Consider the following 12,614-nt stretch of genomic DNA (forward strand, 5'->3'; position numbering starts at 1 on the left):
GATTACCAACATCGTGATTATCTAGGTGCAGGCTGCCATGCATTGGCTGCCTGCACCCTTGCAGGCAGCCACGGTTGAGGAGGCCCGGGGCTGCATATCTGCAGTTCCGGGCCTCCTGCTATATCTATCGAAAGGAAAAAAGATGGCATCAGACGCAATGGCCGTGAATCCGGCCGCAGATACAGAAGAGCCGCACCGCGACTCCGTCCTCGAAGTGATGGCAGCCTCCATGATCGGTACCGCCATCGAGTTCTATGACAACTACTGCTACTCGATCGCTGCTGCAAGCTATTTCGGCCTCGTCTTCTTCACGGATGTCGCGAAGTCCAATCCGTTCCTGGCGACGCTCCTGTCGTTCGTGACCTTCGCAGTCTCCTTCCTGGCACGCCCCTTCGGCTCGCTTCTCTTCGGCCACTTCGGCGACCGCCTCGGCCGCAAGAAGACCCTGGTCATGGCGCTCATGATGATGGGAACGGCGACGTTTGTCGTCGGCGTGCTGCCGGGATACGACGTTCTCGGTCCTTTGGCTGTCGTCCTGCTCTGCGTCTGCCGTGCCTGCCAGGGCCTGGGCCTTGCCGGCGAGTGGTCAGGAGCAGCGCTTGTGGCAACGGAGAACGCTCCTGCCAACAAGCGCGCCCTCTGGGGATCCTTCCCGAATCTCGGCGCTCCGCTTGGCTTCTTCTTCGCCTACGGCGTGAACCTCGTGCTCGAGTCGAACCTCACGAACGACCAGATGGTTGCCTGGGGCTGGCGCATCCCGTTCCTGCTCTCTGCCGTGCTTGTCGTCGTGGGCCTCGTTGTCAGGAACCGCATGAGCGAGACGCCGGTCTTCCAGAAGGCCGTGAAGGAGGACCGTGTCGTCAAGAGCCCGCTCAAGGAGCTCCGCAAGTACTGGAAGCAGGTCGTTCTTGGCACCTGTGCCATGGGCATCACCTACACGCTCTTCTATCTGCTCGGCACCTGGTCACTTTCCTACGGCGTCAAGACCCTTGGCTTTGCGCAGACCGACTTCCTCAAGCTCGAGCTTGCCGCTATCGTCTTCTTCGCTGTCTTCATCGTCGTCGGCTGCGTCGAGGCAGACAAGCGCGGACGCCGTCCGGTGCTTCTGCTCGCCACCTTCCTGACGGTCGTCTTCAGCTTCTTCGCGCCGCAGCTTCTGACGACGCAGAACTCCCTTGCCGTCTATGTCTTCCTCGCTGTCGGCTTTGCCCTCATGGGCGGCCTGTTCGGTCCCTGCGGCGCCTATCTGCCTGAGCTCTTCCCGGCAAACGTGCGCTATTCGGGATCTGGCCTTGCCTACAACCTCGCCTCGATCCTGGGCGGCGCCTTCGCCCCGACGATCGCTACGGCACTTGTCGCTGCCTTCGGCATCCAGGGTGTGGGCTGGTACCTTGTTGCCATGTCCGTCGTTGCCTTTGTCGCGCTCCTCATGATCAAGGAATCCAAGGACATGGAGTTCGAGGCATAGCATTCCTGAAAGATGCAGCCAGGGCCGCTTTCCCGATGGGAAGCGGCCTTTTTCTGTTTCGGGAGGCAGGATGCGTCCTGCCTGTGCAGGCACCGGGTACCGGTCCTGTCTGGGCTGCTATGCACCCATGATCATGTCATTCAGCTTCCTGGCAAACTCGTCGTAGATATCCGAGCGGGTCAGCTGCGTGACCTTTGCAGGATCGGAGAGAACCTCGAGCAGGCTGTCGAAGAGAATGCGGAATCCCTTGCGGTCTGCTTCTGAGAGGCCCATGAGCATGATGAGGCTGACCTTCTGCGTCCCCCATGCCATCGGCTTGTCGTTGACAACGACAGAGAGGAACGACCGTGCTGTCGAAGCGCTCATGGAATGGGGGATGGCAACGCCGTTGCCGAAGGAGGTCGGGGAGAACTTCTCGCGGTCGAGCACTTCCTGGACATAGCATCCGGGATTTCGATGCCCGAAAGAGGCCCTGCTGCCGAGCAGATGAGGCGGGCCGCAAGATAGTCGGGTGCCTTCCGGGTGCGGGCAAGCGCCTCGTCCTTGGGCATGTTCTTGCCGTGAGCATGCGGTCTGCCATGGCTATGAGGCGGATCGTGATGTCGTTGAGCCCGTAATCGTCTGCAGCAGAACGGGCATGGAGGCTCTCCTCCCTGTCTTTGGGAGGGGGAAGCCTTTCTGTATCCGGGCAGCAGGGCGTCTGTGAGCTGTCCATGCATCCTGGGGCATGCGCTTTCAGGCAGCGGCCACAGCGTGGTGGAACACGATAGGCGCTAGCGCGTCAGCTCGGGATGCTCTTCCTCGATATAGCGCAGCGCTTCATCCCACTGGCTGCGGAGCACCTCGTCCTTTGCCTTCCTGCGCTGCTTTGCGGCCCACGCATGGACCTTTCCGGGTGCCTCGCCGGCATCGAGCCGGTCTGAGACCAGAAAATAGGGATCGTCGTCTTCGAAGAACTCGTCGGCCATGGATGCCTCCCTGCAACGCTTTTCCTGAAAGGCTGATACCCGTCTGGGAAAGAGTCTAGCCAGCCGGGAAGATGTGGCGCCGTATGGCTGCAGCCAGCTCTCCTGCGGCAGCGCCAGCGATGCCGGGCACGATCCAGCCGAGGCCGAGCGAGGATGCCGGGAGCATGTCTGTCGGAAGGAAAAGGCCGGGACAGATCGCATCGCGGATGGCCGAGGCCGCACTCTGGATGCCGATGGCAGCCATTGCGCCGCGCCAGAGAAGCTGGTGGGAACCCGAGTGCGGCACAAGGCCCATTGCGACAGCGCAGATGCCCATCGGGTAGAGCGCCATGAGGAGCGGAACCGAGAAGGCAAGGATAGCGGTGAGTCCGGCATTCGAGAGAAGACAGGATATGGCTGCAATGAGGATGGCCCACGCCCGAAAGGAAAGCTTCGGAAACGTCGTGCTGAAGTACTCCGCGATGGAAGAGATGAGGCCTGTGCAGACATTGAAGCAGGCAATCAGGAAGATGGCTGCAACAAGCAGTGTGCCGGCATGGCCGAAATGGACATCTGCCGAAGCGGAGAGCACTTCGGCGCCGTTTGCTGCATCGGGCAGGGCCGTGCCCATGCGGGTCCCGAGATAGCTGAGCGCACCGTAGACTGCAGCCATAAGAAGGCCGGCCACGATGCCGGAGCGTGCGACCTGGGCAGCCTGGTCCTTATGGTCCGCGATGCCGCGGGAGCGGATGCTGCCTGTTACAACGACACCGAAGGCAAAGGAGGCAAGGAGATCGAGTGTCTGGTATCCCTCGATGAAGCCAGCCACAGCAGGCGCTTCGCGGTAGGCTCCTTCGGCTGCCTCGAGCGGGCTTGCCGCCGGAGCCAGGATCTGGGCGAGCACCATCAGCACCAGAAGCCCGATGAGGAGCGGTCCTGTGACCTTGCCCATGAGACGGACAATCCGGGCCGGCCGAAGCGCAAGCGCCAGGGCGAAGGCAAAGAAGATGGCAGAGAATGCGAACCGGACAGCAGCGCTTCCGCCGCCTTCGAGCAGCGGCTTTGCCATCTCGAAGGACGTGGAGGCGGTCCGGGGAATGGCGAGAGCAGGGCCGATAGCGAGATAGACAAGGATCGTGAAGAGACGGGAGAACCTGCGCCCGATGCGGGAGAGGAGGTTTTCGGCCGTGCCGGCATGGGCAAGGGCGATGATGGCAGCTATCGGCAGGCCGACGCCCGATACGAGGTATCCCAGCGTTGCAGCTAGGGCATGAGGCCCTGACTGGACGCCCAGAAGCGGTGCGATGATCAGGTTGCCTGCTCCGAAGAACATCGAGAAGAGCGCCATGCCCACCTCGAAGGTGCCTCGAAAGCCAAGCGAATGCCTGGCAGGCGTGCTGTCCTCATCCATAGCGCTGCTCCTTTCGGCTGGATGCGATGCCCAGACCTTCCAGACTAGCATGGAAGGGGTCACGGGGTGCACTGTCTTGGCCGGATGGAGCTCTGCTTCTGCAGCCGGACAGAATCTTCCCCTCATGATTGTGAGAACAGACTAACATTTTGTGTGGCGAAAGCCGGAAGGAGCGGTGAGCCATGAAGAACTATTTCTCGGTTGAAGGAAAGAATGCGATCGTGACAGGGGCTTCATCGGGTCTGGGGAGGCAGTTTGCGCTCTGCCTTGCCGAGCAGGGTGCCAATGTCTGCATCTGTGCCCGCAGGGTGGACCGTCTCGAAGAGGTCAAGAAGGAGATCGAAGCCTTGGGCGCAAGGTGCCTGGCCGTCCCATGCGATGTGTCGGACCAGGACAGCGTCAGGAAGATGGCTAAGGCGGCAGAAGATGCCTTCGGCCGCATCGATATCCTGATCAACAATGCCGGCACGGGATTCTCGACGCCTGCTGTCGAGGCAGATGACGGATCATGGGAAAAGACGATCGATACCAATGTGAATGGCGTCTTCTACTGCTGCCGCGAGGTCGGCAAGATCATGCTGCGCCAGAATTACGGCAAGATTGTGAACATCGGCTCGTTCCACTGCGTCGTGACGATGAACGGCGTGCCCCGAAGCGCCTATTCCGCCTCGAAAGGCGCCGTGCTGATGATGAGCAAGGCGCTTGCCGCCGAGTGGGCACAGCACAACATCACGGTCAATGTGCTGGGACCGGGCTATTTTGCATCCGAGATGGCGGACAAGGTCACGAACCAGGCGTATGAGGATGGCATAAAGAATGGCTGCCCGATGGGAAGGCGTGGAAACCCAGGCGAGCTCAATGGCACGATGCTCTATCTGGCATCCGATGCGTCGAGCTATGTGACAGGCCAGCTTGTGCTTGTGGATGGCGGATGGACCATCGTGTAGGCGGTCTCGGCAGGAAAGAAGCAGCCTCTGGAGCTATGCTGGCTCCAGGGGCTGCTTTTGTCATGGTGCTGGGCGTACGGGCGAAATCTGCGGGCGCCTGCTTGTTGCGGATGTCCAGGGCAATGCTGAAAGATGCCTTGTGCCGTCCGCTCTCTGTCTGGGCAGCCCCTCTTTGCGCAGCCCGTGAACCATTGAGAAGAACGGAAAGGGGCTCAAAACAAGCTGCAGGGATGGCGGATGGCCAGACGAAAAGGCCTGGATATCTGTCAGTACCAGATCGATATGCGCTCGGCACGCCGCGACACATGCTTCGTCGTGGCAGAGGCAATGAGCACAAGCGCAAGGAGGAACACAAAGAAGACAGCGTCTGCTCCCTCGATGCCTGCAAGCGTGTCATAGACACCGTGGCAGAAGATGGGCACTGCCAGGGAGAGAAGGCCATTCCAGAGGCGAGGGATATGCCGCTGCTGTACCTGTGCAAGCTTCGTCCTGCCATAGAACGAGCCCATTAAGACAGCGAAGACGCAGTGGCCAGGAATGGCAGTGAAGGCACGGACGACAGCGGCACCTGGTCCGAACGAGAAGACGTAGCTGATATTCTCTGCCACAGCGAAGCCAAGGCCGCAGAAGACGGCATAGACGATTCCGTCAAAGACATAGTCGAAGTTCCGGTCATGCCAGGAGGCAAGACGCAGGAACACATATTTCGAGCATTCCTCTGTCACGGCGACGATACCGAAGTTCATGAGAAGGAGGGAATGGAAGTCCTGGGGCATGCCACCTCCAAGCAGGGCATCAGATCCTGCTGTCTCGATCAAGATGGCGGGAAGGGTGGAGAGTATGCCGAAGAGGAAGAGCTTTGCGAGAAGGGACAGAGGCTCCTTGTCGACAGGATCCATCTGCCAGACATATGCCATAAGGAAGGCAGCAGGAAGCACTGCCATCATCAGAAGGATCCTCATATCTGCCACCCCACAGTCTTTCATATCAATAGTTGGACCTAATAGTATAGGACCGATATCGATATGAGTCGAGAAACGCTCCTTCTTTGAATGATGCCTGCCAATAGCCATGTAGTGCGGAGAGGCCAGAGATTCAAGAGGTCTGAGATCGTGGTCAGGGAACAGGATGCAAATAAATACGGCACTGCTTGCGGCTATCCTATTGAGATGAGTGATGAGGGCATGCGCCTGCTTCCAGAAGGAATGACAGGACGAAGGACTCTATGCGCTTGCGAACGGGAAGTCTGAGACGATGCACGTTGAGCCTGAGGGGGGAAGAGATGCTTGCTAGGCGCACAGTGACACCCATAGCGAGTATGAATCTGTAGCTTTGACCTGATTGGAGGAGAGATGGCTGAGTACAAGATCAAGGGCGGTCATGCTACCTCTGATGAGAAGATAGAACGCTTGGGTGAAGCATGCGATGGTGGGGATTATCCCGGTGAGCCTGGAGAGTGGATTGTACAGCCCGAAGTGAACAGAGAGATGCCAGACAGGTCGGGCAGTGCAATGCATGGCTCTGTAGAATCCTCTGATCTGAGGCGTTGCCAAGCGTAGGGAATCATAAAATGTCGAATTTACGACGAGTATAAATTCGTCATTTTTTAATAATGGCAACGCTCCAGCGGCGCGGTTGATTCCTATCTGGCAAATGCCATAACCATCATACTTGCAACCATAAGGCTAAGTACTGCAGGTGGGTGCTTCGAATAGGTCTTGTGGTAGACAGCGACAAGATGTCAAAGCAACGACAATTGAGAGCTTGCCAATCGGCATGATAGCGGATCGCTCTTAAATGGGGCTCCACTGGCTTGCTGTGGGTAGTTGTTAGATGGCAGTGGAGGGTAGAATATGAGCAAGACAATCAAGGAGGTGGGATGTATGGCAACATCCAGTATTGGGCGTCCAGTTGTTCTGACGACTGAGCAAGCAAGGAAAATGGCGAAGATAATGAGCATGCCAGCGCGTCCTGCCAAATCTGCATCTGGCAAGATACTTGTCCTTTCGGACAGGAAACTTGATCCGAAGAAGTTCAAGTAGCAGGAGCATAGATGGATGTTGAGCTCTTCAGTCTATCGGCTCTGCTGCAAAGTGGCTTCACCAAGTCAAGCCTCAGGAAGGCCTGTGCTCGGTTCTCGTGCAAGCGGGATGCTGATATCTCGCTCTTTCTGAAAGCTCTGTCTTTACGTAACGAAGAAACGGGAGCAAGTCGCACATATCTTGTGCTCTCGAAGAAGTCTCTCGACGAGGGAAGGCTGGAAATCGTTGCCTTTCTCACGCTAGCTCTGGCTGTTGCTGATTTCTCCCAGGTGGATGATTTGGAGAAGGCTGCAGTTCTAGGAAAAGTGCCTGGTGTCGCAACGCGCAGCGCATTCCCTGGCTATCTGATAGCACAGCTTGCAAGGAGCGATGAATTCTCTCATGATGACTTTGATGCATCCATGCTGCTTCCCTTTGCTGAGAATCAGTTTTGTGAGTGCATCAGGCGTATAGGTGGGTCAATCGAGTATGTCGATTGCAGGGAAGAACTACTTGGCTACTATGAGCAGCAAGGATTCTCCGAACTGTATTTCGATGAGAAGACTCAGCTATTCAAGCTGTTCAAGGATCTGAGAGAGATTGCTTAGCATGTATTTGACTGCCGGAGATTGCTCGGAAATTGGATAATCGCCGCAGCATGCAATGCATCAGCCTGATAACGAGTGCGAGAATCGGCATTAGATCTATTTCGCCATACTCAGCATGGGATATTAATTCCTGCATTCTCTGTCTTGTGACTAGCTGCTCCCGCGATGGTTCCTCTTGGTTCTATGCAGAGACATGCAATCCTGCCTACACCTCTTTTGGCTTCAGCAGCTCTATCTGATGACTGCCATGGCAATGGTGCTCGCGACAATCAGGGCAAGGCCGGTGAGCGAGCGCTTCGTATAGGTCTCATGGAAGACGGCGGCAGAGAATGCCATTGCGACGACGATCGAGAGCTTGTCGATTGGCACGACGATGGAGACGACGCCGGTCTGGATTGCATAGTAGTAGCAGAGCCAGGAGGCGCCCGTAGCAAGGCCGGAGGCGCAGATGAAGCCGAGCTCGCCCTTCTCGATATGGCGCACCTCGCCGAGCTTTCCTTTCAGGGCCACGACAACCCATGCCATGACCAGCACATAGCAGGTGCGGATGGCTGTGGCGAGGTTCGACTCGACGCCTTCGATGCCGACCTTCGCAAGAATGGATGTGAGGGCTGCAAATACGGCAGATCCCACGGCGTACCAGATCCAGGAATTGCCTTCGACAGCGTGGTCCTGCTTCTTGCGCTCGATCATGAGGAAGGTGCCTATCAAAATGCCGGCAGAGCCTATGAGCTTCACGGCGAGGGCATCGGTCTCGCCGAACAGGACAATCGCAAGAAGGATGGTAAGGACAGCCGAGCACTTGTCGATCGGCACGACCTTGTTGACATCACCCATGGAAAGCGCCTTGAAGTAGCAGATCCAGGAGGCACCTGTCGCCATTCCCGAAAGTGCAAGGAAGAGCATCGAGTGGGCAGAGATGGATCCGATCGTCGAGATGGAGCCGACGAGCGCTGCCATGAGCCAGGCAAAGAGAAGCACGACGACCGTGCGCACGGCGGTGGCGACGTCCGAGTCCGTATGGCGGATGCCGCACTTGGCGAGGATGGAAGTGATGCCGGCAAAGAGTGCCGATGCGCAGGCTGCAAGGATCCACATGGCAGATTCCTTCCTGTCGATCTATTATTAGGAACTATTATCATTATAGATCCAGAAGGACAGAAGGGAAGCGTCTTTCTGGAAGATATTGCTGAGACGGCAGCAATATCTTGGACAGACTTCTGTCTTGTGTCGGTCAGCTTCGGATAACGGGTCCATCAGCCGACAGAAGGTTGCAGAAGGCAGGCATCTGGGCGTGCTATGGTAGCCTGTAGGCACTGACACAACCAGCTGGCTGGGAGGGATACATGATAAAGCTTGTCGCTACTGATATGGACGGAACGCTCCTCGATGAGAATTCCCAGGTCCCGCCCGAGACCTTCAAGATCATCCGCGAGCTCAGGGAGCAGGGCGTCCATTTCTGCGTAAGCTCAGGCAGGCGCTATTCGACGCTCAGATGGTTCTTCGCACCGGTCGCTGACGAGATCGACTATGTGGCAGCGCTTGGCGCCCAGGTCTTTGCTGATGGGCGCTTCCTCGACCGCGAGGTCTTCTCAACGAGAGGGATTCTTCGCCTCTTCCGCACCTGCCAGGCATTCGATGAGCTCCATCTTGTGCTCTATGACTGGGAGCATACCTACCTGCTCGACGACCAGTCGAGCTATGTGAAGGAGCTCGACAAGGATCTGCCGAATGCGCAGCGCCTGTTCGATCCGCCCTCGCCTGATGTCTCCATCATCAAGGCAGCTGTCTGCTGCGAGCGTCCCTCCGAGATCATGGACATGGTCTATGTGCTCGAGCGCGAGCTCGGCGATATCTTCACGTTCATGCCGTCAGGCAATACCTGGATCGATGTGATGCCCAAGGACATCTCGAAGGCAACAGGTCTCGAAGCCGTACTGTCCTATTACGGCATCGACTCTTCTGAGGTCCTTGCCTTCGGCGACTCCATGAACGACTACGCGATACTTCGTGCGGTGGGACATCCCTATGTGATGGGAAATGCTCGCTATGCCGTGAAGCAGATTGCCGAGCGCGTCATCGGCACGAACAGGGAACATGCCGTGCAGGCAGAGCTCCATGCGCTGATACAGGAGCTGTCCGCGGAAGATTAGCACGTGCTGCATCCGTGCGGAAGCGCATCGGAAACGTTTTCGGCAAACGGCTGTAACAGATAAAACGCTTTGTCTCCGGGCTAATAATATAAATAAATGCATATAGAAGTAGATATATGCATACTAATAATCAATTGACCCGTTTCCTTGATTATCGTCAAGGAAAGACAATAAATCGAAGATTATTTATAATGCATCGATGGATGGATGCAGAGCATCTGCCTCTATCCTGTCCTGTATGCCTGCGCTGGGAAGCTGGGTGGGGATTCTTGCTTTCTGGTGCATCACGCATGTGGAGCTACACCCGTACAAAGCAAAGGAGTAACGGATGTCACAGGAAAGCATCATCGACAGCGTAGAGACGCTGGAGGCCCATCTGAAGACGATGCGTGCCGCCCAGGCTGAATTCGCGACGTTCAGCCAGGAGCAGGTCGACAAGATCTTCAAGGCTGCCGCTCTCGCTGCCAACAAGGCGCGCATTCCTCTGGCGCAGCTGGCCTACGATGAGACCGGCTACGGCGTCATGGAGGACAAGGTCGTCAAGAACCACTACGCCGCCGAGTTCGTCTACAACAAGTACAAGGACACGAAGACCTGCGGCGTCATCGAGCGCGATCCTGCGTTCGGAATGACGAAGGTCGCAGAGCCGCTCGGCGTCGTCGCTGCTGTCATCCCGACGACGAACCCGACGTCCACGGCCATCTTCAAGACCCTGATCTGCCTGAAGACGCGCAATGCCATCCTGATCTCTCCGCACCCCCGTGCAAAGAAGTGCACGACCGAAGCTGCCCGCATCGTCCGCGATGCTGCAGAGGCAGCAGGATGCCCGAAGGGCATCATCGACTGGGTCAGCGTGCCTTCCATCGAGCTCACGAACACGCTCATGCAGGAAGCTGACATCATCCTCGCGACCGGTGGCCCGGGCATGGTCAATGCTGCCTACTCCTCCGGCACGCCGGCTCTGGGCGTCGGCCCGGGCAACAACCCTGCCATCATCGACGACACGGCAAACGTCGTGGACTCCGTCAACTCCATCATGCATTCCAAGACGTTCGACAACGGCATGATCTGCGCGACCGAGCAGAACGTGATCGTGCTCGACGGCGTGTATGACGCGGTGAAGGCAGAGTTCCAGAAGAGGGGCGCCTACTTCCTGAATCCGGAGGAGGCAGACAAGGTCGGCAACATCGTCATTGTCAACGGCGGCGTCAATGCCAAGATGGTCGGCCAGCCGGCAACGAAGATCGCTGCTGCTGCAGGCGTCGAGGTTCCTGCCTGGACGAAGATCCTGATCGGCGAGACCGACTCCGTCGAGCCCTCGAACCCCTGGGCACACGAGAAGCTCACGACGATCCTCGGCATGTATCGCGCCAAGGACTTCGACGACGCCCTCGCAAAGGCTTCCCGCCTCATCGCTGACGGCGGCTACGGCCACACCTCTTCGCTCTTCATCGACACGCGCGAGACCGAGAAGGTCGAGAAGCACTACAACATGATGAAGACCTGCCGCATCCTCATCAACACCCCGGCATCGCTTGGCGGCATCGGCGACATCTACAACTTCGAGCTGGCACCTTCCCTGACGCTGGGCTGCGGCTCCTGGGGCGGCAACTCCTTCTCCGGGAACCTCGATATCCACCAGCTGCTCAATGTCAAGTCGGTCGCAGAGAGGCGCGAGAACATGCTCTGGTTCAGGACTCCCGAGAAGGTCTACTTCAAGAAGGGCTGCATGCCGGTCGCTCTGCGCGAGCTCAAGGAAGTCTACGGCTGCAAGCGTGCCTTCATCGTCACCGACTCCTTCCTCTACACCTCCGGCTTCACCAAGAAGATCGAGAAGCCGCTCGACGAGATGGGCATCACCCACTCCAGCTTCTGGAGCATCTCTCCTGACCCGAAGCTGCAGGACGCCGAGAAGGGCGAGGAGCTGCTGCGTGCCTTCCAGCCTGACGTGATCATCGCAATCGGCGGCGGCTCCGCCATGGATGCCGGCAAGATCATGTGGACCATGTACGAGCATCCTGAAGAGAAGTTCGACGATATGGCTGTCGACTTCATGGATATCCGCAAGCGTGTCTACCGCTTCAAGAAGATGGGCGAGAAGGCAAAGTTCGTCGCAATCCCGACCTCCTCTGGTACCGGCTCCGAGGTCACGCCGTTCGCAATCATCACGGACGCCGAGACCGGCATCAAGTGGCCTATCACGGACTACGAGCTCATGCCGACGATGTCGATCGTCGATACCGACAACATGATGACGCAGCCGAAGGGCCTCACGTCTGCTTCCGGCATCGACGTCCTCACCCATGCAATGGAGGCCTATGTCTCCATCATGGCATCGGACTACACCGACGCTATCGCCCTCAAGGCCGCAAAGCTCGTCTTCGACTGGCTGCCGAAGGCCTACGCCGAGCCCACGAACGTCGAGGCCCGCGACCACATGGCCAACGCATCCTGCCTCGCCGGCATGGCATTCGCAAACGCCTTCCTCGGCCTCAACCACTCGATGGCTCACAAGCTTGGCGCCTATCACCACATCCCGCACGGCTGGGCCAACGCTGTCATCCTCACCCGCGTCGCCCGCTACAACGCAGCTGAGCGTCCGACCCGCATGGGCACGTTCTCCCAGTACCAGTATCCGCATGCCAAGGCGCGCTACGCCGAGATGGGCCGCTTCTGCGGATTCACCGGCAAGGACGACGACGAGGTGTTCGAGAACTTCATGAAGGGCATCGAAGACCTCAAGGAGTTCATCGGCGTCAAGAAGACCATCGCCGAGTACGGCGTGGATGAGAAGTACTTCCTCGACACGCTCGACGAGATGTCGCTCAATGCCTTCAATGACCAGTGCACCGGCGCCAACCCGCGCTACCCGCTCGTGGCAGAGATCAAGAGCCTGTACCTCGACGCCTACTACGGCCGTCCTGCGACGTCCTATGAGGACGAGGGCCTCGAGATCCGCGAAGAGATGAAGGAGACGCCTGCTCCTGGCCAGGTCGAGGCCGAAGAGGCAGCAGACGAGAAGAAGTCCGAGTAGCAGCTGGGTCAAAGCATTTCCGAGA

At 57.9% G+C, this 12,614-nt stretch carries 11 protein-coding genes; 6 read left to right on the forward strand and 5 right to left on the reverse strand.

Features of this window, described 5'->3' with window-relative positions; all coding sequences use genetic code 11:
• The first annotated feature begins 142 nt into the window (after positions 1-142).
• Positions 143-1,468 (forward strand): MFS transporter, encoded by a 1,326-nt coding sequence (locus tag VXJ24_RS06110; RefSeq protein ID WP_330972037.1) that lies wholly within the window; start codon positions 143-145, stop codon positions 1,466-1,468.
• A gap of 117 nt (positions 1,469-1,585) precedes the next feature.
• On the opposite strand, the gene VXJ24_RS06115 is transcribed toward VXJ24_RS06110, so the two are convergent.
• From VXJ24_RS06115 to brnQ, 3 genes are all read right to left on the reverse strand, one after another.
• Complete coding sequence (locus tag VXJ24_RS06115; protein WP_330972122.1) at positions 1,586-1,954, reverse strand: PTS sugar transporter subunit IIA; 369 nt, start codon at positions 1,952-1,954, stop codon at positions 1,586-1,588.
• Positions 1,955-2,241: 287 nt separating this feature from the next.
• Positions 2,242-2,436 carry a hypothetical protein gene (locus VXJ24_RS06120; RefSeq protein ID WP_330972038.1) on the reverse strand — a complete coding sequence of 65 codons (195 nt, stop codon included), beginning with the start codon at positions 2,434-2,436 and terminating at the stop codon, positions 2,242-2,244.
• A gap of 55 nt (positions 2,437-2,491) precedes the next feature.
• Positions 2,492-3,826: a branched-chain amino acid transport system II carrier protein gene (gene brnQ, locus VXJ24_RS06125; protein ID WP_330972039.1), complete on the reverse strand. Its 1,335-nt coding sequence runs from the start codon at positions 3,824-3,826 to the stop codon at positions 2,492-2,494.
• A 182-nt stretch (positions 3,827-4,008) separates the two neighbouring features.
• Between brnQ and VXJ24_RS06130 the strand changes: the two genes are divergently transcribed.
• Positions 4,009-4,773 (forward strand): SDR family NAD(P)-dependent oxidoreductase, encoded by a 765-nt coding sequence (locus VXJ24_RS06130; RefSeq protein WP_330972040.1) that lies wholly within the window; start codon positions 4,009-4,011, stop codon positions 4,771-4,773.
• Between the two features lie 266 nt (positions 4,774-5,039).
• Here the strand turns inward: VXJ24_RS06130 and VXJ24_RS06135 are convergent, their stop codons facing one another.
• On the reverse strand, positions 5,040-5,735 hold the full coding sequence (locus VXJ24_RS06135; RefSeq protein ID WP_330972123.1) for a PrsW family intramembrane metalloprotease: 696 nt from the start codon (positions 5,733-5,735) through the stop codon (positions 5,040-5,042).
• A gap of 891 nt (positions 5,736-6,626) precedes the next feature.
• Here VXJ24_RS06135 and VXJ24_RS06140 point away from each other — a divergent pair.
• On the forward strand, positions 6,627-6,815 hold the full coding sequence (locus VXJ24_RS06140) for a hypothetical protein (RefSeq protein WP_330972041.1): 189 nt from the start codon (positions 6,627-6,629) through the stop codon (positions 6,813-6,815).
• Positions 6,816-6,826: 11 nt separating this feature from the next.
• Entirely contained in the window at positions 6,827-7,402 is a 576-nt protein-coding gene (locus VXJ24_RS06145; protein ID WP_330972042.1) for a hypothetical protein, read from the forward strand.
• Positions 7,403-7,633: 231 nt separating this feature from the next.
• Here the strand turns inward: VXJ24_RS06145 and VXJ24_RS06150 are convergent, their stop codons facing one another.
• The gene (locus VXJ24_RS06150; protein WP_330972043.1) at positions 7,634-8,500 is read right to left on the reverse strand and encodes an EamA family transporter; all 867 of its coding nucleotides are present in this window, start codon (positions 8,498-8,500) and stop codon (positions 7,634-7,636) included.
• A gap of 248 nt (positions 8,501-8,748) precedes the next feature.
• Between VXJ24_RS06150 and VXJ24_RS06155 the strand changes: the two genes are divergently transcribed.
• Both VXJ24_RS06155 and adhE read left to right on the forward strand, forming a co-directional pair.
• The gene (locus VXJ24_RS06155; RefSeq protein WP_330972044.1) at positions 8,749-9,555 is read left to right on the forward strand and encodes an HAD family hydrolase; all 807 of its coding nucleotides are present in this window, start codon (positions 8,749-8,751) and stop codon (positions 9,553-9,555) included.
• A gap of 328 nt (positions 9,556-9,883) precedes the next feature.
• Positions 9,884-12,589 (forward strand): bifunctional acetaldehyde-CoA/alcohol dehydrogenase, encoded by a 2,706-nt coding sequence (gene adhE, locus VXJ24_RS06160; RefSeq protein ID WP_330972045.1) that lies wholly within the window; start codon positions 9,884-9,886, stop codon positions 12,587-12,589.
• Positions 12,590-12,614 lie beyond the last annotated feature (25 nt).

It is taken from the genome of Olsenella kribbiana, assembly GCF_036408795.1.
GTDB classification, from domain to species: Bacteria; Actinomycetota; Coriobacteriia; order Coriobacteriales; family Atopobiaceae; genus Olsenella_L; species Olsenella_L kribbiana.